This window comes from Mucilaginibacter sp. UR6-11, assembly GCF_020880695.1.
Classification (GTDB): Bacteria; Bacteroidota; Bacteroidia; order Sphingobacteriales; family Sphingobacteriaceae; genus Mucilaginibacter.
In genome coordinates this window covers 341,590-363,812 of record NZ_JAJIWO010000004.1, presented here as the reverse complement: position 1 = coordinate 363,812, position 22,223 = coordinate 341,590, and the positions used below count along the sequence as shown (strand labels likewise).

Here is a 22,223-nt window from a genome sequence, read left to right as displayed (position 1 = left end):
CATTTTGAAGTTGAAAATTTCGTCTTATATTTGCATTCCTTTTCGGAACATATGTTTCGGGGGCGGAGATTGCCTGATAGTATAATGGTAGTACGACGGTTTTTGGTACCGTTTGTCTAGGTTCGAATCCTGGTCGGGCAACAATTAACGATTTCGGATTTCGGATTTTCAATTTCGGATTAGTTCCGGAGAAGATTCAAATCCGAAATTGTTTTTTATAGCAATAACCAAACGATGCCCTTACAATTTAACACAGTTAAATTATTTTCAGGTTCTGGCTCTGTAGAACTGGCAACAAAAATTGCTGATGCTTATGGTCATGGACTAGGTGAATCTGTTTTATCCCGTTTCAGCGATGGCGAGTTTCAGCCCCATTTTAATGAGTCTGTTCGTGGTTGTGATCTTTTTCTGATTAATTCTACTCATCAGCCTACCGATAACTTAATGGAGTTATTAATGATGATAGACGCTGCCCGCCGGGCTTCTGCCCATCATGTAAACGCCGTTATACCTTATTTTGGTTTGGCAAGACAGGACAGGAAAGATAAACCGCGTGTTGCTATAGGTGCCAAGCTGATTGCAAATTTACTGGTGGCGGCAGGTATAGACCGCATTATGACCATGGATTTGCATGCAGCGCAGATACAGGGATTTTTTGACGTTCCGGTAGACCACCTGGACGGTTCAATAATTTTTGTACCTTATATTAAAGCACTGGGATTAAGTAAATTAACCATTGCATCGCCCGATATGGGCGGCTCATACCGGGCACGTGGGTTTGCCAAGTTCTTTAACGCCGAGGTGGTAATTTGCGACAAGCAACGTAAACGCGCCAATGAGATAGAATCAATGACGCTGATAGGTGATGTTACCAACCAGGACATTGTGTTAATAGATGATATTTGCGATACGGCCCGTACACTGGCAAAAGCGGCTCAGCTGATCATGGACCGTGGCGCACGTAGCGTACGTGCAGTTTGTACGCACCCGGTATTGTCTGGTAATGCTTATGAAACTATTGAAAACTCTGCCCTGGCCGAGCTGATAGTTACAGATACCATACCGTTAAAACAACCAAGCCCAAAGATAACCGTGTTATCCACAGCTGATTTGTTTGCCAAAGCGATAATGAACGTAAATGAACATGGCTCAATAAGCCAGCTGTTTAAAGTAGATTAAAAATATCCCTGCGCGATGCAGGGCTTTATAAATAAATAATAAATAAAACAAATGAAATCAATTGCTATTAGCGGTTCTCCAAGAGAGAACGTAGGGAAAAGAGACGCGAAAGAGCTGCGTTACCAGGCTTTGGTACCGGCAGTGCTTTACGGTGGTGCAACACAAACCCACTTTTCGGTGTCCGCAGCTGATTTGAAAGCCGTAGTTTATACGCCGGTTGTTCATTTCATCGACCTTGACATTGCTGGTGTTAAATCACAGGCTATTATTAAAGATCTGCAGTTCCATCCATTAACTGAGCAGATCATCCACGTAGACTTCTTATTATTGGATGAAGCTAAACCTATTGCTATCGACATCCCTGTACGTTTAACAGGTACTTCGCCAGGTGTTAAAGTAGGTGGTAAACTGGTACAAAAATTACGTAAGCTAAAAATCAAAGCATTACCTAAAGATCATTTAGACTTTATTGATGTTAGCATTGAAGCTTTAGAAGTTGGTAAATCAGTTAAGGTTGCAGAAATCAGCTTACCTAATTTAACTATCTTAAATTCTAAAGAAGATACTATTGTTTCTGTTACAACTTCACGTGCTTTACGTCAGGCCGAGCAGGAAGCAGCAGCAGGTAAAAAATAATTTAAGGATTTCACTGATTAGTTAGTGATTCCACAGATTTTAAAAGCGACAAGTTTAATACTTGTCGCTTTTGTTTTTTTTAGAAAATAATATCTTCGCAACAAGTTGTTGTTGGAGGGATTAAGGTTCCATCGGTGAAATCAGTAATAACCGGTACAATTAATAACATAGACATTAAATCCTATTTTAGTAAACATTTAAAAAGCCGGTGTAAAACGAAATGAAGTATCTGATTGTTGGTTTAGGTAATATTGGTCCCGAGTATGCTGATACGAGGCATAACATTGGTTTTATGATATTGGATGAACTGGCCAGGCAGGAAGGTGCGAAGTTTCATAACATGCGCCTGGCTTATTATACCGAAGTAACTTACAAGGGCCGTACGCTATGCCTGATTAAGCCAACAACTTACATGAATCTTAGCGGCAAGGCAGTTAACCATTGGATGAAGGAGCTTAAGATACCGGTAGAGAACGTATTGGTATTGGTTGATGATATTGCCCTGCCATTAGGCACGCTGCGCCTTAAACCCAAAGGCAGCGCCGCCGGCCATAACGGCTTAAAACATATAGAAGCCACCCTGGGCAATAATGAATACGCCCGCCTGCGTTTTGGTGTCGGCGATAACTACCCCAAAGGCCGCCAGGTTGATTATGTATTAAGCGGATTTGATGATGACGAAAAACCTGAATTGCCTGCGCTGATAGACCGGTCTATCGAAATGATAAAAAGCTTTGCAACGATAGGGACGGAGTTGACGATGACGAAGTTTAATAAGTAGCCAAAATCATCCTTTAGTTAAATTTATGTTAAAGTTTTTAAAAAGTGTAACGATATAAAGACTTTAGTGTCTTTATATCAAACGCTTATGAAAAAACTTATCCTTACCTTTTTCACAATTTGTATAGCTGCATCGATATTTGCCCAGGCTCCAAAAACTTTATTGATCAAAGGCGTAGTGACCGACTCGGTTACTAATAAGCCTATTGGCTATGCCACCGTTGCCTTGCAGAGCGCTAAAACACAGGTAGCAGTTAAGAGCATACTTACCAGCGACGATGGTAGTTTTGAGCTTGATGTGCCCTCTAAAATCTATCGGCTGGTGTTTGCCAATGCAGGGTATCAGCCCAAGATGCTTAGCTTAACAGATAGCGTTGGCGCTGTTGCTGTCGGTAATATCGTCCTGTCGCCGGTCACTAAACAACTTGCGGGTGTTACCATAACCGCTGCCAAACCATTAATGAAGCGCGAGGTTGACAGGATAAGCTACGATGTACAGGCCGATCCGGAAAGCAAAGCGGTATCCGCATTAGACATGATGCGCAAAGTACCGCTGTTATCTGTAGATGGCAATGACGCTATTAAATTAAAGGGTAACAGTAACTATAAGATCCTGGTGAACGGTCGCGAGTCAGCTTTAGTTGCCAAAAGTCCGTCGGACATATTAAAAGCCATGCCTGCAACCAATGTTGAAAGGATAGAAGTAATCACCACGCCTCCGGCGAAGTACGATGCCGAGGGTTTGGCAGGCATCATCAATATCATCACTAAAAAAAATGCGGATCAGGGATATAACGTGGGTATAAACGGACGGATGAATACTGTTTGGGGCCCCGGCATCAATATCAACAGCACGGTTAAGCAGGGTAAATTTGGTATGTCGGCGTTTGGAGGTTTTGGGCAGGGCGGTAATATTAACCGTAAAAGAGAATCGGGCAGTACGCAAAATTTTTTCAGCCAGCAGTCTACCCTGTCGCAAAGCGGGATCAATGCTTTTGGCGGCAATTATCAATACGGTAATGCCGAGTTGAGTTATGAGATAGACTCGCTTAACCTCCTAACCGCGTCCCTTGAATTTTACGGCAATGATTTTAACCAGTATAATAACCAATCCTCTACACTTACCAATGGTTCTGGCGGTATAGACCAGGGATATAGCCTGGCCAACACCGGCAATGGCAATGAGGCGGGTGGTGGTGGGGCCATCAACTATCAGTTGGGTTTTAAAAATAAAAAAGACCGTTTGCTTACGCTGTCCTATAAATATAATTATGCCCCTTACAATCAGTTTAATGATAACCTTTTTTCTGATCGTATAAATTATCCAACAACGTCGCATCCAGATTTTCAGCAATATAATAAAGCCGGCAACCGTGAGCACACCATCCAGTTGGATTATGCGCATCCCTTTAAAAAAATCACGATTGAAGCCGGCGCCAAGGGCATTATGCGTAATAATTTCAGCAATTATCATTTAGATGATAAAGATTACAGTACCAATACCTATATAACCAACCCCGGCCAAACCAATGATTTTAATTACCGCCAAAATGTATACAGCTTTTATAATTCATATCAGCTAAAGCTGGATAAATGGGCAGCCAAAGCAGGGCTGCGCTTGGAGCACACCACTGTTGATGCCGATTTTTCATCTGCAGGCACCACGGTAAAACAGGATTATAATAATTTTATACCGTCTATATCCATACAACGCAATTTAAAAGGCAGCAGCCTTAACCTGGGTTTTACGCAACGCATACAGCGCCCGGTTATTTACCAGCTCAATCCATTTGTTGATCAAACCAACCCCAAATTTATCAGCACCGGTAATGCCGGTCTGCGGCCCGAGTTAAATAATTCGTTCGAGTTTACTTACAGTAATTTCTCTAAAACGCCAATCAATATCGGCTTAAGCTACTCGTTTTCAAACAACTCGATACAAAATGTATCGGGTTTACAGGTAAATAATGTTGCCGGTAAATTGGATACCGTTACCATTACAACTTTCCAAGACCTGGGCAGCAACAATACGCTGGGGCTAAATCTTAACACCAACCTTAACATTACCCAAAAACTAACCTTTAATATAAATGCCCAGCTAAACCATGTGTGGCTAAAAGGGCAATATAATGGCCAGATGTATAAAAATAGTGGTTATACCGGCAATGCTTTCGGCGGCCTTGTTTACAAGTTTGATAAAGGTTACCGTTTTAATATTGATGCCGGCTATTACAGCGGTAATGTGGTTTTGCAAGGACAATCAAACGCGTTTATATATTCGTCTTATGTTATGTCAAAAGAGTTTTTAAACAAAACGGCTACTATATCGCTGGTGGCAAATAACCCTTACAGCAAATTCAGATCATTTAGGTCAAGCACTACCACGGCTGATTATTATCAGACATCATACAACCAAAATTTTTACCGCACACTTGCCGTAAGGTTTAACTACAAATTTGGCAAGCTCAACAGCGACATAAAGAAGAACAAGCGCGGCATTAATAATGACGATACCAGGGGCGGTTCCGGTAAAAGTACTGGCGGCGGTAATTAATAACTTGTAAATTTACCGCATGAAAGTTTACGGGATCACCAATTGCAATACAGTTAAAAAAGCGCTCGACTGGTTCAAGGCCAATGACGTTATTTATGAGTTTCATGATTTTAAAAAACTGGGTATAAGCCAGGAAAAGCTGCAGGAGTGGGACAGCAAAGCCGGTTATGAAAAGTTTTTAAACAAACAGGGGCTTACCTGGAAACAACTTGCCCCGGCAACCAAGGACAGCATCAGGACCAGGGAAGATGCCCTGCAACTTTTACAACAAAAAACCAGCATGATTAAACGCCCCGTTATTGAGGATGGCGACTTTTTGTTTTTTGGCTTTGATGAGGCTGCTTATCAATCTCATTTTAAGCGGTAGAGACATCATATTTTGCGTCTCACGCAAAATAATCTCGTATAGCGTATTCGCTACGCTGATGTAATAATTTACTTACGTATAATTTGATTGCCTTATTTTTTTATTTTTACAACTCAAACTAAAATAGCTGATGAAATTTAACATTAATGCCGGTTTTGTACTGGCTTTTTGCGCTGGTATGGGCGCCGCTAAGGCTCAAACTACGCCAACCGCGGCCCAGCAACAAGCACGCATCACGGGCCGCGCCGTTGAGGTTGCCGACCCGAATGCCCCGCCAACCAATTACGATTACCACGAAACCTTTAAGCCGTTTTTTTATACCAAAAATGGTAATGAAATGCGCGCAGCCGATGGTCAGCCGGGCCCCAAATACTGGCAAAACCGAGCCGACTACCAGCTAAATGCTACCTTGCATGAGGATGCCAACGAAGTGGTAGGTACCGAGATATTAACCTACACCAATAACAGCCCGCAAAAGCTGGGCTTTATATGGATGCAGTTAGATCAAAACCTATTTAAACAGGACTCGAGAGGTATAAAACAAGTGCCGCTTGACAATACCGGGACCCCACGCAGCCGTAACTGGGGCCAGGGCCAGGTGTTTGATGCCGGCTTTAAAATAAAATCAGTAAAAGTTTTAAGTATAACCAAAGGCAGCAATACCGTTGCTGAGGTTGATGCAAAATACCTGATCAATGATACCCGCATGCAGGTATTTTTACCGGCACAGTTAGCCGCCGAAGGCGGTCAGCTTAAACTTAAAATAGAATATTCATTTGTATCGCCTGACTATGGATCAGACCGTATGGGTATCATCTTACAGGGTACAGAAAAGGGCCAGTCAAGAAATGGCAAGATCTTCCAGGTGGCGCAATGGTACCCGCGTATGTGTGTGTATGATGATGTGCAGGGCTGGAACACGCTTCCCTATACCGGCGAGAGTGAGTTTTATTTAGAGTATGGCGATTTTGATATTAACATTACCGCGCCGGCAAAAGACATTGTGGTATGTTCGGGCGAATTGCTGAACGCTAAAGATGTTTATACACCCGAGCAGCAAAAAAGATGGGCAGCTGCGGCCCAAAGCGATAAAACAGTAATGATCCGTACTGCGGATGAGGTTACTGATCCCGCGTCGCGTCCGGCAGGAAAAAAAGAATTAACCTGGCACTTCCAGATCAGGAACGCACGTGATGCTTCCTGGGGCGCATCTGCATCATTTATAGTTGACGCCGCCAGAATGAATTTGCCAAGCGGCAAAAAATCATTGGCAATATCAGCCTATCCGGTTGAAAGCAGCACAGCAGGTGGTGGCCAATGGAGCCGTGGCACCGAGTTTATTAAAGCATCGATAGAGTATAATTCAAAAAAATGGTTTGAGTATTCATATCCTGCTGCTACGGGTGTTGCCGGTAAAGCAGGTGGTATGGAATATCCGGGCCTTGTATTTTGCAGCTTAGCCGGCGGCTGGGGCGTAACTGATCATGAGTTTGGCCATAACTGGTTCCCGATGATCGTAGGATCAAACGAGCGTTTGTATGGTTGGATGGACGAGGGTTTCAATACGTTTATCAATACTTTATCAACCCAAAATTCATTAAACGGCGAGTTTTATAAGCCAGCCAATGCCGAGCGTTTGCTAACTAACTGGAAAAATTTTACCCGCCCCGGGTTGGAGCCAATATTAAGCAATCCGGATAACCTGAAAGAAACTAATAACGGTACCTTGTTGTATAGCAAACCAAGTGCGGGCCTGGTTATGCTGCGCGAGCAGATATTGGGGCCCGAGCGTTTTGATTTCGCGTTTAAAACTTACATTAACCGCTGGGCCTATAAACACCCTACACCTGACGACTTTTTCAGAACGATGGAAAACGCGGCAGGCGAGAGCCTGCAATGGTTTTGGAGAGGCTGGTTTGAAAACAACTGGCGCCTTGACGTTTCCGTTCGCGATGTGAAGTATATTGATAATGACCCAACCAAGGGGGCTATCATCACTATTGATAACCTGGAGAAGATGGCAATGCCTGTGGTGTTGGAAATTAAAACCGTTAGCGGCAAAACCGAGCGCGTAAACTTTACCGGCGAGATCTGGGAGCGTAACGTAAGCTGGTCGTTTAGATATATGTCTAACGAACCAATCGAGTCTGTCACCTATAACCCTGACTCGACATTGCCGGATTATAACCCGTCAAACAACGTTTGGAAAAAACAATAAAACAGGAACCCGGCTCAATGCCGGGTTTTTTGTTTGTAATAGGTTTGTTAATTTTAAACAGCCAATGTTAAAATATATGGTAATACCAACTATTGGTATTATAATTGATTTACCTTAGTCGTATAACACACAACCTATGAAACGCTATCTCGGAATTATTGTATTGTTGCTGATAACCTGTTACGCCAATGCGCAGGATATATTAAAAGGGACGGTAGTGGAAGCGGACACACATGAAAAGCTAAGCAATGTGTTTGTGCATAATACCAATAACAAACAAATAACCCTGGTTGATAAGAACGGCAGATTTGAAATAAGGGCGGCGACCGGCCATACGCTTATTTTTGATTCGCCGGGCTATCTGTCTGATACGCTGTTTTTGGCGGATATGAGGCCGATAAGGGTTGAATTGAAACAGGTGGGCATCGTTTTAAAAGAGGTTAATATTAACTCACGCGCGGCAACGTTTAATCCCCGTACCGAGTATCCCGAGGTTTACACCAAAAGCAAGGTTTATGTATTCTCGCCAAGCACCTGGTTTTCCAAAGAGGGTAAGGATGCCAGGCGTTTAAAACGCTTTTTTGCTATCGAGGAACGCGAACGTTATGTAGATAAATATTACACTGCCAGTTACGTTGGCTCGCTGGTGCCCTTAAAAGGCATTGAGCTGCAAAACTTTATGGCCCTGTATCGTCCAAGTTATGCTTATGTAAAAAATAACACCGGCCCCTCGCTGGCGGTATATATCAATGATTCTTATCAGAAATATAAGGCATTGCCGCCCGAGAAACGGAAACTGCCGGGTTTAAACGGGCAATAATTGTGTGAATAGATTTGACAACCTGGTAAGATTGTCAAATCTTCTTTTATGATTAGACCAAATATTCAAACAACGTCTGTTCCTTATTCAATTCAATAACTTCAAAACGGTGTTCTTTAAATCGTTTTAAAAGCCCTTCATAATCATTCCTGTTAGCCAGCTCGATGCCTACCAGGGCAGGGCCTTGTTCTTTCTCTGTTTTTTTGATGAACTCAAAACGGGTAATATCGTCATGTGGGCCCAATACATTGTTCACAAATAGCTTTAGTGCACCCGGGCGCTGCGGGAAACGGACGATGAAGTAATGTTTCAATCCTTCATACAATAATGATTTTTCTTTGATCTCCTGCATCCGGGCAATGTCGTTGTTACCGCCGCTGATAACACAAACCACCTTTTTACCTTTGATCTGGTCTCTACATTGGTCCAAAACTGCAACTGACAATGCACCGGCAGGCTCAACCACTATCGCCTCCTCGTTATATAATTTCAGGATGGTTGTACAAACTTTACCTTCGGCGGCAAGCTTTATTTCATCCAGGACTTTAGTACAAAGGCTATAGGTTAAATTACCTACACGTTTAACGGATGCACCATCAACAAAACGGTCTATTTGCGGTAAAGTAACCGGGCCACCATGTTTAAACGCTTCCATCATAGACGGAGCGCCTTCGGGCTCAACACCTATCAATGTTATAGTTGGATTTTTTTCTTTAAGATAAGTTCCGGCGCCGGCTGCCAGGCCGCCACCACCGATAGGCATGATCACTACTTCGGTATCCGGCAGGTCTTCTAATATCTCTACACCAACTGTTCCCTGGCCCTCAATGATACTATAATTATCAAAAGGGGGGATGAAGGTCATTTGATGTTTAGCAGTATAGGCAAGGGCCTCCATCAGGCAATCATCAAAAGTATCGCCTACCAACACCAGCTCAACGCTGCCGTTGCCAAACATTTCTGTTTGCTGTACTTTTTGTTTCGGGGTGATCTCGGGCATAAAAATTACGCCTTTGGTACCCAATTTATCGCAGGAGAAAGCTACTCCCTGCGCATGATTGCCCGCGCTGGCGCAAACCACCCCGCGGTTTAATTCGTCAGCACTTAACTGGCTTATCATGTTATAGGCGCCGCGCAGTTTGTAAGAACGCACAATTTGCAGGTCCTCGCGCTTAAGGTAGATCTCGCAATCGTATTTTTCTGAAAGGCGCGGATTATAAATAAGCGGGGTATGTTTTACAACGTCCTTTAATCGCTTTGCGGCGGCTTCGAAATCTATTTTAACGGTGTTGACTGACATACTTGAAAGTGTATTATTTATAGGTGTAAAGGTAATTCTTTATTGTCATTTCGAAACGAGGAATGAGTGAGCAATCTTAAACGAGCGATCCGCCTACCAGCGTTTAAGATTTCTCTTCGCTACGCTCATTCGAAATGACAAAGCCCCGTTCTTTAAAACGAGGCTTTGAATATCATTAATTATTCCCCCTTCAGGGGGTTAACGGGCGAACTATATGTTTTGTGCCAGCCAATCGCCTACTTCGCTGGTTTTATAAGCTTTATTTTTACCGGCAAGGTCCTCTGTTACGATACCTTCGGCTAATGATTTATTTACAACGCTGCGGATCAGTTCTGCTTCTTCCTTCAAACCAAACGCATCCTCAAACATCATAGCTGCTGATAATACGGTTGCTAACGGATTAGCGATATCTTTACCTGCTGCCTGCGGGTACGAACCATGTATAGGCTCAAATAACGACGTATGAACGCCGATTGATGATGACGGCATTAATCCCATTGATCCTGATATTACCGATGCTTCATCGGTCAGGATATCGCCAAATAAATTTTCGGTGATCAATACATCGTAGCTGCTTGGCCATTGTACCAGGCGCATAGCCACAGCATCAACAAACTCATAACTAACGGTAACTTCAGGATAATCTTTTTCCATTGCCTGTACGGTTTGTCTCCAAAGGCGTGAGGTCTCCAAAACGTTAGCTTTATCTACACAGCATAATTTTTTGCTGCGCTGCATCGCCATTTCAAAACCAAGTTTAGCTAAACGCACTACTTCGTCTTTGGTGTACGTACAAGTATCAAAAGCAGTATTTCCGTCTTCTGATCTGCCGCGCTCGCCGAAGTAAATACCACCGGTAAGCTCGCGCAGGATGATCAGGTCAGTACCCTCAATACGCTCGCGTTTAAGCGGCGAATTGTCAATTAACGAAGGGAAGGTAAACGTAGGTCGTACGTTTGCAAACAGCCCCAGTTTTTTACGCATCTTCAATAAGCCTTGTTCCGGGCGTACTTTAGCGGTTGGGTCGTTATCAAAACGTGGGTGGCCGATAGCACCAAACAATACCGCGTCAGCAGCCATACAAACCTCATGAGTCGAATCCGGGTAAGGTTCGCCAACAGCATCTATCGCGGCAGCACCGGTTAAGGCAGCCGTCCAAACAATTTCATGATTAAATTTTTTTGCTACAGCGTTAGATACTTTAACGGCCTGGTCAATAACCTCTGGTCCAATTCCATCTCCTGCTAAAAGGGCGATATTTAGTTTCATTTTATAGTTGTGTTTTATGATTACACCGATGTTGTGTTGATTACATCGATTTTTTGTTCAATTTTATTCCTAATCTCTAATCACCAATCTCTAACCTCTATATGATATTCAGCATTTTCTGCGTCGCTTTAATAGCGCAAACCGTCTGATCGGAATCTAACCCGCGGGTTATGAATTTCTTTTGATCGGTTTCCCAGGTAATGATGGTTTCGCACAAGGCGTCAGAGGAACTGCCGGGAGCTATACGTACCGCATAATCTATCAGCTTTGGTAATGTCCTTTGTTTTTTAGCATAAACTTTAGCCAGCGCGTTCATAAAAGCGTCAAACTGGCCGTCGCCCTGCGCATTCTCTTCAAATTTTTCGCCATCGATGCTCATAGCTATGGTAGCCGACGGGCGCAAACCCATTGCGTTCATCAGCACGTATGAATCTACAATAACCTTTTCGTCATACAGGCTGCTATCCAATACATCAGATATAATATATGGCAGATCTTCCTTGGTTACGGTTTCTTTTTTATCGCCCAGCTCAATAACACGCTGGGTAACCTTCTTCAAATCGGCATCGTTTAATTTAAGCCCAAGTTCCTGCAGGTTTTTTTCAATATTGGCCTTGCCGGATGTTTTACCCAGTGCATAATTACGCTTGCGGCCAAAACGTTCGGGCAGCAGGTCATTAAAATAAAGGTTGTTCTTGTTGTCGCCATCAGCATGGATGCCGGCTGTTTGCGTAAACACATTTTCGCCGACGATGGGTTTGTTGGTAGGGATCCGCACGCCCGAGAAAGTTTCAACCAGCTTGCTGACTTTATAAATAGACGATTCTTTCAACCCTATTTCAACCTCCGGCACAAAGTCATTGATTACGGCCACAGCACTGGCCAGTGCCGCATTACCCGCACGTTCGCCCATACCGTTAATGGTAAGGTGCAAGCCGCTTATGCCTGCTTTTACGGCTTCCAATACATTGGCGGTGCCCAGGTCATAGTCATTATGCGCATGGAAATCAAAATGCGTATCAGGGTACCTGGTAATCAGTGCCGATAAAAATTGATAGGTTTCGGCGGGAGTTAAAACGCCCAGCGTATCCGGTAATAAAATCCTTTTTACCGGCTGTTGGATAATAAAATCAAGGTACTGGTAAACATACTCGGGCGAATTGCGCATGCCGTTGCTCCAATCCTCTAAATAGACGTTAGTGGCTATGCCGTTTTTAGCGGCCAGCTCAATTACCTGTGTTATCTCTGCAAAGTGCTGTTCGGGTGTTTTTTTAAGCTGATGGGTGAGGTGGTTTAATGAGCCTTTGGTTAAAAGGTTCTGCACCTTAACGCCGGCGTTGATCATCCACTCAATAGATACGCCGTTGTCAACAAACGACAATACTTCTATCCGGTTGGTGTAGCCGTGGATAGCCGCCCAGTCTAAAATTGTTTTAACAGCCTGAAATTCACCTTCGGATACACGTGCCGATGCTATCTCAACGCGGTCAACATTCAACTCCTCTAATAATAGCTGCGTGATGGTTAGTTTTTCGGATATGGAGAATGACACGCCTGATGTTTGTTCGCCATCGCGGAGTGTGGTATCCATTATCTCTATTTTCCTTCTTTCCATTGTAATTGGTTGGTCTGGCAAAGTAGCAACTGTATATTAAGGTAAAAGCGTCTCCACATTATGAAACGCTTTGTTATGATATCAAAGGTGAAATTCCTCCGGGGAAGGAACTTGTAGCATAACGCCCGGTTATATAGGAAGCTGCGCTGCAAATTCCTCAATTTCTCCTTTTATGCTTTGCAGATAGTCAATATCATCAAAGCCGTTAAGCATGTTGTTCTTTTTGTAAGAGTTAATATCAAACGTTTCTTTTTCGCCGGTAGCTAACAGGGTGATGGTTTGATTTGGCAGATTCACTTCAATTTCTGTTTTGGGGTCGGCAAATATCGCCGCGAAGATCTTCTCGGCAAATTCGGGGCTAACCTGTACCGGTAACACGCCTATGTTTAAGCAGTTGCCTCTAAAAATATCGGCAAAGAAACTGGATACCACGCAACGGAAACCATAATCATAAACCGCCCAGGCAGCGTGCTCGCGCGATGAGCCTGAACCGAAGTTTTTACCGCCAACCAATATTTTACCGGTGTAGGTAGGGTCGTTTAATACAAAATCTTTTTTAGGTGTATTGTCCGGGTTATACCGCCAGTCGCGGAAAAGGTTGTCACCAAAACCAACGCGCTCTGTAGCTTTTAAAAAACGTGCAGGTATTAATTGGTCGGTATCCACATTTTCAATAGGCAATGGTACCGCGGTGCTTGTAAGTATATTAAATTTATCGTAAGCCATTTTTTTAAGTCTGTAGTCGTTAGTCTAAGTCTATAGTCGATTTAATTTACTTTCGACTAAGGACTTAAGACTCAAGACTAATTAAACAAGTTCTTCAATTAATGTTCTCGGATCTGTTACTACGCCGGTAACTGCTGCTGCTGCTGCAACAAGCGGGCTGGCCAGCATGGTGCGTGAGCCCGGTCCCTGTCTGCCTTCAAAGTTCCTGTTTGAGGTACTTACTGCGTATTTGCCGGCAGGTACTTTATCATCATTCATAGCTAAACAGGCCGAGCAACCCGGCTGGCGCAATTCAAATCCGGCTTCGGTTAAAATATCCAGTAAGCCTTCTTCTTTAATTTGTGCCTCAACAATGTGCGATCCGGGTACTAACCAGGCCGTAACATTATCGGCCTTATGTTTGCCTTTTACCAACGAGGTAAACGCCCTGAAATCTTCAATACGGCCGTTGGTGCAGCTGCCCACAAAAACAAAATCCACCTGTTTGCCAATCATGCTCTGACCTTCGCTGAAGCCCATATAACCTAATGATTTTGCATAGGTTGCGGCTCCGCCTTCAACGTCAGCAGCGTCGGGGATTTCATGAGATATACCCATGCCCATACCCGGATTAGTACCGTAGGTAATCATTGGCTCGATAGCTGAACCATCAAAAGTTAATTCTTTATCAAATACCGCATCGGCATCCGTTTTTAGTGTTTTGTAATAGGCTAATGCCCTGTCCCAGGCTTCGCCTTTTGGGCTAAATTCGCGGCCCTTTACGTAGTTGATAGTGGTTTCATCCGGAGCGATCATACCGCCACGTGCGCCCATTTCAATACTAAGGTTACAAACTGTCATGCGGCCTTCCATGGTCATGTTTTCAAAAACATCGCCGGCATACTCCACAAAATAGCCGGTAGCCCCCGAGGTTGTTAATTGCGAAATAATAAATAGCGCAACATCCTTAGGCGTAACACCTTTGCCTAATTTGCCATTAACATTAATGCGCATTTTTTTAGGCTTTGGCTGCATGATACATTGGGTAGCCAATACCATTTCCACCTCAGATGTGCCGATGCCAAAAGCAATAGCGCCAAATGCACCGTGAGTTGACGTGTGCGAGTCGCCGCAAACGATGGTTGCACCCGGCTGGGTGATACCATACTCTGGCCCAACTACGTGTACGATGCCATTTTTTTGATGGCCCAGGCCCCAATAGCTAATGCCATACTCATTTGAGTTTTCTTCGAGCATGTGTAACTGGTTGGCTGACAGTGGGTCAGCAACCGGTAAATGCTGGTTAATGGTTGGTGTATTATGATCGGCAGTGGCGAATGTACGGTTAGGGTACAAAACGGTAGTGCCCCTGGTTTTTAAGCCTAAAAAGGCAACAGGGCTGGTAACTTCGTGAATAAGGTGTCTGTCAATAAAAAGCACGTCCGGCCCGCCTTCAATCTTACGTACTACGTGTGCATCCCACACCTTATCAAATAATGTCTTGCTCATTTTTTTAAATTGTATTTATTATCTTTTTTGCACCGACTGAACGTACATATTGTCGCCCGTCATTAACAATAAAAGGTCATCATCATTTATATCTAATTTATTATCGGCCAGGGTAAGGAAACGGTGATAAGCATCGCCTAATTCTTCCTTATTCAGGTTGATTCCCAAACGTTCTAAATGGAACTTTAAAGCATGCCTGCCGCTGCGCGCGGTCAATACAATACTTGCGTTAGGGAAACCAACATCTTCAGGGCGGATAATTTCGTAGTTTTCGCGATTTTTCAGGAAGCCATCCTGGTGAATGCCTGAACTGTGTGCAAACGCGTTGCTGCCAACAATAGCCTTGTTTGGCTGTACCGGCATGCGCATCTGCGAGCTAACCATACGGCTCAGCTCATAAAAATTCCTGGTGTTGATATTGGTATGTAAACCCAGCACCTGGTGAGTTTTCAAGATCATCACTACTTCTTCAATAGAAGTATTACCTGCACGCTCACCAATGCCATTAATAGTGCCCTCAATTTGACGGGCGCCGTTTTGCAGGCCTGCGATTGAGTTTGCCGTAGCTAAACCCAAATCGTTATGGCAATGCACAGATATAATGGCTTTATCTATATTTTTTACGTTCTCTTTCAGGAACTTAATTTTTTGACCATATTGGTCGGGCAGGCAGTAGCCATTGGTATCAGGTATATTTACCACGGTGGCACCTGCTTCAATTACTGCCTCAATCATCTGAGCTAAATAGTGAACGTCGGCGCGACCGGCATCCTCCGCATAAAACTCAATATCTTCAACAGATTTTTTGGCATATTTTACCGCTTCAACAGCACGCACCAGAATCTCTTCGCGGGTGCTGTTAAATTTGTTCTTGATATGCATATCAGACGAGCCAATACCGGTGTGGATCCGTGGGTGCTTGGCATATCTTAATGATTCAACAGCGGCATCGATATCGCCTTTGTTGGCACGGGTTAACGCGCAAACGGTTGGATTTTTTACAGCTTTTGATATCTCTACCACACTCTGGAAATCGCCGGGGCTTGATATAGGGAAACCTGCTTCAATAATGTCAACTCCTAGTGCTTCCAGTTCACGGGCAATCTCAATTTTTTCAGGGGTAGTTAACTGGCAGCCCGGTACCTGCTCGCCATCGCGCAGCGTGGTATCAAAAACGTAGACTCGGTTTGGATCGTGTAACATATCTTTTTTTGTTTGTTGTTGATTTCTTTTAATAGTATCAAGTAGTTAGTATCAAGTAGCAAGACATTTTATTTATCAATCTTGCTACTTGATACTACATACTTGCTACTTAACTTATGCTTCTACAGCCTGGTTTTCGGGGCGTAAACTGCGTACAGTTTTGCCTGCCTGCCATAATTCGCTGTCGCGTAGTTCTTTTAACTCCGCATCCAGTTTCTCACGGTAATCAGTTTTGCTGTTTGAATCAATTGATTTTTGTGACTCAACACCGGTTGCAACGCTTTTGTACAGGTCTTCAAATACCGGTTTAGTAGCGTCACGGAATTTTTTCCACCAGTCTAAAGCACCGCGTTGTGCAGTGGTTGAGCAATTGGCATACATCCAGTCCATACCATTTTCTGCAACTAAAGGCATTAATGATTGAGTTAACTCTTCAACAGTTTCGTTAAACGACTCAGACGGAGAGTGGCCATTGCTGCGTAATACTTCGTATTGTGCAGCAAAAATACCCTGGATACAACCCATCAGCGTACCACGCTCGCCGGTTAAATCGCTATAAACCTCTTTACGGAAATCAGTTTCAAATAAATAACCGCTGCCAACTGCAATACCTAAAGCAATAACACGCTCAAAAGCACGGCCTGTAGCATCCTGGAAGATAGCGTAGCTTGAGTTTAAGCCACGGCCCTGCAGGAACATACGACGTAATGAAGTACCTGACCCTTTTGGTGCAACCAAAAATACGTCAACATCAGCAGGAGGGACGATACCGGTTTGCTCATTGAAAGTTATACCGAAACCATGAGAGAAATATAATGCTTTACCCGGAGTTAAATGTTTCTTAACAGTTGGCCATAATGCAATCTGTGCGGCATCGCTTAATAAATAACAAATTACAGTACCTCTTTCCAGAGCTTCTTCGATCTCAAAAAGAGTTTCGCCCGGTACAAAACCATCGCTGACAGCTTTATCCCATGATTTAGAATTTTTACGCTGACCAACAATTACATTGATACCATTGTCTTTTTGATTAAGCGCCTGCCCCGGGCCCTGTACGCCATAACCGATAACAGCTACTACTTCGTTTTTTAAAATGTCCTGTGCTTTAGCTAAAGGGAACTCCTCGCGGGTTACTACATTTTCTTCAGTAGTGCCGAAAATTAATTTTGCCATGATTTTGTTTTTTTTTATTGATTTTGATTTCACCGATGACTACACCGATGGGGTTTATGTTTATGATTTATTTTTTTGTGATGATTACTACGCCGGTTGCCCAGCCTAATTTTGTTATTGCTAAATCGTCCCTTGAATCTAAATAAGCCAATAGGTCGGTTACTTTATTAGCGTGTCCATCGGGCCAGTTTTGTTGCGGAAGCATATCATCAATGATATAAATTCCGCCTTTTTCCAGCATCCCTAATACTTCATCAAGCAGCAGAAATTTGCCGGGCCATGCATCGGCAAATACGAAGCTGAATTTTTGCTTAATATTTTGCCTGATCCAATCGGCGCCATCGGCACAGATCAATTTTAAGCGTTTATCTACCCCAAGGTTTTCTTTGGCGATGTTTAAAATGGTTTCATCATTATCAATTGATATTAACGTTGAAGCACTGTCCATGCCGTCCAATATCCAGGTAGTAGCTAAACCCGTACCTGTACCAAGCTCCAGGAATTTACCGGCAGGTTTTGATGCCGCCAAGGTTTTAAGTAAAGAGCAGGTTAACACCTCAGACGCCATCGTAAAGCCGCTGCGTTCGCTGGCGGTTTTTATAGCATTGTAGGCTAACGGATATTGTTGTCTTATCTGTTCAAACATAATTACATGGTAAACACTTTAGCTCCTTTATTCAGATACTCGTTCTCAATCACTTCTTCGCCGGGCTCTAAACGCTCAAACTCGCGTAGTTTGGCGTTAAAGCCTTCGCTGTCTTTAATAATTGCCACCCTTGCGCTGCGCACAAATTCTATCAGGCCGTAGGGTTGCAGGATGTTGATCAGGTTATCGGTTTCTTCACGGTGGCCTGTTGTTTCAAACACGGTATAATCTTTACGGATGACAACTGCGCGCGCACCATTTTCGCGCAGTAAACGCTCAACGCTAACTTTCTCGGCTATTACATCTGTCGATACTTTGTAAAGCGCCAGTTCCTGCCAGATCACATCTTCATTAGTGTGGTAGTATACTTTTAAAACCTCTACCTGTTTTTCAATCTGGCGGGTAAGCTTGCGTACTACGTCTTCCGACTCGGTGATCACGATATTAAAGCGGTGGATACTCTCGATCTCTGACGGAGAAGTATTCAGGCTATCTATATTTATTTTACGACGCGTGAATATGATCGCTATCCTGTTTAGCAAACCAACCTGGTTCTCTGTATAGATAGTGATGTTAAATTCCTGCTGGATTGGTTCTTGATTGCTCATTGTCTTTATTGATTAGTCACTGGTCATTTTGCTTCGCTGTCATTGGTCACTGGCTTTTACCTTTTTGATTATTTAAGCCTGATCTCACTAACACTGCAGCCTTGCGGCACCATCGGGAACACGTTGTTCTCTTTAGTTACCATTACTTCAAGCAGGAATGAACCCTTGTTATCTAACATCTCTTTTAAGGCGCCCTGCAACTCATCTCGTTCAGAGATACATTTGCCGGGGATGCGGTAAGCTGCTGCCAACGCCACAAAATCAGGGCTTTGAATATCAACGAACGAGTACCTGCGCTCATTAAACAACTCCTGCCACTGGCGTACCATGCCCAGGAAACGGTTATTCAAAATAATGATCTTCACATCAACACCCGATTGCATGATGGTGCCTAATTCCTGGCAGGTCATCTGGAAACCGCCATCGCCAATAATAGCTACCACGGTACGGTCCTGAGCTCCATATTTAGCGCCTATGGCTGCAGGTAATGCAAATCCCATGGTGCCTAAACCGCCGCTGGTTACGTTGCTGCGTGTTTTATTAAACTGCGCGTAACGGCAAGCCACCATTTGGTGCTGGCCAACATCAGTAACAATCACCGCTTCGCCTTTGGTCAGGTCGTTTAGTTGTTTGATCACTTCGCCCATAGTCATTTCACCGTCGCTGGGGTTCAATTCTTTATGGATCACGGCCTCAACTTCTTTTTGAGTGTACTCATTAAATAGTTTAACCCAATCAGTATGTTGTTTTTCTTCAACCAATGCTGTTAATAACGGCAGGGTTTCTTTACAATCGCCCCAAACAGGAACGGTTGTTTTAACGTTTTTGTCGATCTCGGCAGGGTCAATATCCAAATGGATAACTTTGGCCTGTTTGGCATATTTATCTAAACGGCCGGTAACACGATCATCAAAACGCATACCTATGGCAATCAATACATCGCACTCATTAGTTAATACGTTTGGCCCGTAGTTGCCATGCATACCCAACATACCCACATTTAAGGGATGATCCGTAGGGATAGCGCCGGCGCCCAGGATGGTCCACGCTGCGGGGATACCGCTCTTTTCAACAAAAGCTTTAAATTCCTGCTCGGCGCTGCCTAATAATACGCCCTGGCCAAATAAGATAAATGGTTTTTTAGCCTGGTTAATTAATGCTGCTGCCTGCTCAACATACTGCGGACGAACGATAGGTGTTGGCCTGTAGCTGCGGATATGGTCGCATTTTGTATAGCCTTCGTAATCAAATAACTGGATCTGCGCGTTTTTGGTAATGTCAATCAGTACCGGTCCGGGGCGGCCGCTTTTAGCGATGTAAAAAGCTTTGGCAATAACCTCGGGGATCTCATTGGCATCAGTTACCTGGTAGTTCCATTTGGTAACCGGCGTAGTAATATTGATCACATCCGTTTCCTGGAAAGCATCGGTACCCAAAAGGTGCGCAAACACCTGGCCGGTAATGCATACTAATGGTGTACTGTCTATCTGTGCATCGGCCAGGCCGGTTACCAGGTTGGTAGCGCCGGGGCCGCTGGTGGCGAAAACCACGCCCACTTTGCCCGATGTGCGTGCGTAACCCTGGCCGGCATGTGTGCCGCCCTGCTCATGGCGAACCAATACATGGTTCAGTTTATCATTATAATCATACAAAGCATCATAAATAGGCATAATGGCACCACCCGGATAACCGAAGATGGTATCAACGCCTTCTGCAATTAATGCTTCTAATAGTGCAACCGAGCCGGAAACCCTGGTGGTTTCTTTAGCGGGTGCCGGTGTTAGTATTTCCTGCTGTGCAACTTCCATACTGTTTATTGTTATACGTTGTACGTTATACGTTATACGTTTTTTGTTAATTTGATAAGTACGTACAACGTATAACGTCACACGTACAACCTTTTATTCCATCTCGTCTGTTACGCAACCTTCGGCTGCGTTTGAAACAGTTTTGGCATACCTGTATAGTAAACCTTTGGTAACTTTTAACTTCGGCTGGATCCAGGCTGCCTTGCGGGCTGCCATCTCTTCGTCTGATATCATCACATTGATCTGGTTTGTTGTAGCATCAATAATGATCTTGTCCTCGTCTTTAATCAAACCTATCTCACCGCCGTCAAAAGCTTCGGGGGTGATGTGGCCCACCACAAAACCGTGTGTTCCACCGCTAAAGCGTCCGTCGGTAATTAATGCTACCGAGCTGCCCAAACCTGCGCCAAAAATTGCTGATGTTGGCTTAAGCATCTCTGGCATACCCGGCGCGCCTTTAGGGCCCACGTTGCGGATAACCACCACATCACCTTTTTTGACTCGGCCGCTTGATATGCCTGCAATCAGTTCAAATTCGCCATCAAATACACGGGCCGGGCCTTCAAAATGAGTACCTTCTTTACCGCTTATTTTGGCTACACTACCACCTGTGGCAATATTGCCATACAGTATCTGCAAGTGACCAGTGGCCTTTACAGGCGCTTCAACCGGCCATATAATTTTTTGTGTGTCAAATTCTATTTCAGGTACCTCTTCCATGTTCTCGGCAATTGTTTTGCCGGTTACGGTTAAGCAGTCGCCATGCAGCCAGCCTTGTTTAAGGCAATATTTCATCACCGCCGGTACACCGCCAATGTTATGCAGGTCTTCCATCATGTATTTGCCGCTTGGCTTCATATCAGCCAATACGGGGATGCGGTTACTTACCGCCTGGAAATCGTCCTGCGTTAATTTAACGTCAACGCTTTTTGCCATGGCTATCATGTGCAGTACCGCGTTTGTTGATCCGCCCAATACCATAATCACCACCATCGCATTCTCAAATGCTTTGCGGGTCATGATATCGCTTGGTTTAATATCTTTCTCTAATAATATCTTAATGGCTTTACCGGCTGCTAAACACTCGGCTTTCTTTTCCTCGCTTAAAGCAGGGTTTGATGACGAGTAAGGCAAGCTCATGCCCAATGCCTCGATAGCCGCAGCCATGGTGTTGGCAGTGTATATACCGCCGCAGGCGCCGGCGCTTGGACAAGCATTTTTAATAACACCCATAAAATCTTCGGGGCTAATCTGACCGGCTATCTTTTTACCTAAAGCTTCGAAAGCCGATACGATATTCAGATCTTCACCCTTCCAATGGCCCGGTTTAATCGTACCGCCATATACCATTATCGAAGGACGGTTTAAACGGCCCATAGCCATTATAGAGCCCGGCATGTTTTTATCACAACCCGGCAGGGTAATTAAACCATCATAATATTGCGCACCTGTAACGGCTTCAATCGAGTCGGCAATTACATCACGGCTCACCAACGAGTAGCGCATACCCTCGGTACCATTGCTCATACCATCGCTCACCCCGATAGTGTGAAATATCAGGCCCACCAGGTCTTCGGCCCAAATACCTTGTTTAATAATTTTAGCCAGGTCATTCAGGTGCATGTTGCAGGTATTGCCGTCATAGCCCATACTTGCCACACCTACCTGTGCTTTTTTCATATCATCGTCGGTCAGGCCAATACCATAAAGCATGGCCTGTGCTGCAGGCTGGGTAGGATCCTGCGTAAAAGTTTTGCTGTACTTATTTAACTCTACGCCGGTTGTGCTGTTAGATGAACTCATTTTAGTCGTTATTTTTATTGCAGGATTTAG

18 protein-coding genes and 1 tRNA gene are annotated in these 22,223 nt (G+C 44.1%); 8 read left to right on the top strand and 11 right to left on the bottom strand.

Going from position 1 to position 22,223, the window contains the following annotated elements; genetic code table 11:
- The first annotated feature begins 70 nt into the window (after positions 1-70).
- The 8 genes from LJ658_RS12505 (at position 71) to LJ658_RS12470 (ending at position 8,554) form a co-directional block, all read left to right on the top strand.
- Positions 71-141: transfer RNA gene (locus tag LJ658_RS12505), tRNA-Gln, on the top strand.
- A gap of 93 nt (positions 142-234) precedes the next feature.
- Positions 235-1,179 (top strand): ribose-phosphate pyrophosphokinase, encoded by a 945-nt coding sequence (locus tag LJ658_RS12500; protein WP_230546849.1) that lies wholly within the window; start codon positions 235-237, stop codon positions 1,177-1,179.
- Between the two features lie 51 nt (positions 1,180-1,230).
- Complete coding sequence (locus tag LJ658_RS12495) at positions 1,231-1,815, top strand: 50S ribosomal protein L25/general stress protein Ctc (protein WP_230546848.1); 585 nt, start codon at positions 1,231-1,233, stop codon at positions 1,813-1,815.
- A 220-nt stretch (positions 1,816-2,035) separates the two neighbouring features.
- Positions 2,036-2,596: an aminoacyl-tRNA hydrolase gene (gene pth / locus LJ658_RS12490; RefSeq protein ID WP_230546847.1), complete on the top strand. Its 561-nt coding sequence runs from the start codon at positions 2,036-2,038 to the stop codon at positions 2,594-2,596.
- A gap of 87 nt (positions 2,597-2,683) precedes the next feature.
- Positions 2,684-5,149, top strand: a complete 2,466-nt coding sequence (locus tag LJ658_RS12485) for an outer membrane beta-barrel protein (protein ID WP_230546846.1) — start codon at positions 2,684-2,686, stop codon at positions 5,147-5,149.
- Between the two features lie 19 nt (positions 5,150-5,168).
- The gene (locus LJ658_RS12480; protein WP_230546845.1) at positions 5,169-5,516 is read left to right on the top strand and encodes a Spx/MgsR family RNA polymerase-binding regulatory protein; all 348 of its coding nucleotides are present in this window, start codon (positions 5,169-5,171) and stop codon (positions 5,514-5,516) included.
- A 130-nt stretch (positions 5,517-5,646) separates the two neighbouring features.
- Positions 5,647-7,734, top strand: coding sequence for a M1 family metallopeptidase (locus LJ658_RS12475; RefSeq protein ID WP_230546844.1), 2,088 nt, complete (start codon positions 5,647-5,649; stop codon positions 7,732-7,734).
- Between the two features lie 136 nt (positions 7,735-7,870).
- Positions 7,871-8,554, top strand: coding sequence for a carboxypeptidase-like regulatory domain-containing protein (locus LJ658_RS12470; protein ID WP_230546843.1), 684 nt, complete (start codon positions 7,871-7,873; stop codon positions 8,552-8,554).
- 52 nt (positions 8,555-8,606) lie between these two features.
- On the opposite strand, the gene ilvA is transcribed toward LJ658_RS12470, so the two are convergent.
- From ilvA to ilvD, 11 genes are all read right to left on the bottom strand, one after another.
- Complete coding sequence (gene ilvA, locus LJ658_RS12465; RefSeq protein ID WP_230546842.1) at positions 8,607-9,854, bottom strand: threonine ammonia-lyase IlvA; 1,248 nt, start codon at positions 9,852-9,854, stop codon at positions 8,607-8,609.
- A 210-nt stretch (positions 9,855-10,064) separates the two neighbouring features.
- Positions 10,065-11,123, bottom strand: a complete 1,059-nt coding sequence (gene leuB, locus LJ658_RS12460) for a 3-isopropylmalate dehydrogenase (RefSeq protein WP_230546841.1) — start codon at positions 11,121-11,123, stop codon at positions 10,065-10,067.
- Positions 11,124-11,220: 97 nt separating this feature from the next.
- Positions 11,221-12,738 (bottom strand): alpha-isopropylmalate synthase regulatory domain-containing protein, encoded by a 1,518-nt coding sequence (locus LJ658_RS12455; RefSeq protein WP_230546840.1) that lies wholly within the window; start codon positions 12,736-12,738, stop codon positions 11,221-11,223.
- A 129-nt stretch (positions 12,739-12,867) separates the two neighbouring features.
- Positions 12,868-13,464 (bottom strand): 3-isopropylmalate dehydratase small subunit, encoded by a 597-nt coding sequence (gene leuD / locus LJ658_RS12450; RefSeq protein ID WP_230546839.1) that lies wholly within the window; start codon positions 13,462-13,464, stop codon positions 12,868-12,870.
- Between the two features lie 81 nt (positions 13,465-13,545).
- Positions 13,546-14,952, bottom strand: coding sequence for a 3-isopropylmalate dehydratase large subunit (gene leuC / locus LJ658_RS12445; RefSeq protein ID WP_230546838.1), 1,407 nt, complete (start codon positions 14,950-14,952; stop codon positions 13,546-13,548).
- Positions 14,953-14,970: 18 nt separating this feature from the next.
- Positions 14,971-16,155, bottom strand: coding sequence for a 2-isopropylmalate synthase (locus tag LJ658_RS12440; protein ID WP_230546837.1), 1,185 nt, complete (start codon positions 16,153-16,155; stop codon positions 14,971-14,973).
- Positions 16,156-16,269: 114 nt separating this feature from the next.
- Positions 16,270-17,328, bottom strand: a complete 1,059-nt coding sequence (ilvC, locus tag LJ658_RS12435) for a ketol-acid reductoisomerase (RefSeq protein WP_230546836.1) — start codon at positions 17,326-17,328, stop codon at positions 16,270-16,272.
- Between the two features lie 67 nt (positions 17,329-17,395).
- On the bottom strand, positions 17,396-17,974 hold the full coding sequence (locus tag LJ658_RS12430) for an O-methyltransferase (protein ID WP_230546835.1): 579 nt from the start codon (positions 17,972-17,974) through the stop codon (positions 17,396-17,398).
- A 2-nt stretch (positions 17,975-17,976) separates the two neighbouring features.
- A complete protein-coding gene (gene ilvN / locus LJ658_RS12425; protein WP_230546834.1) occupies positions 17,977-18,582 on the bottom strand; it encodes an acetolactate synthase small subunit in 606 nt (201 codons plus the stop codon).
- A gap of 68 nt (positions 18,583-18,650) precedes the next feature.
- Positions 18,651-20,390, bottom strand: a complete 1,740-nt coding sequence (gene ilvB / locus LJ658_RS12420) for a biosynthetic-type acetolactate synthase large subunit (protein WP_230546833.1) — start codon at positions 20,388-20,390, stop codon at positions 18,651-18,653.
- 93 nt (positions 20,391-20,483) lie between these two features.
- Complete coding sequence (gene ilvD, locus LJ658_RS12415; protein WP_230546832.1) at positions 20,484-22,193, bottom strand: dihydroxy-acid dehydratase; 1,710 nt, start codon at positions 22,191-22,193, stop codon at positions 20,484-20,486.
- Positions 22,194-22,223: the final 30 nt, after the last annotated feature.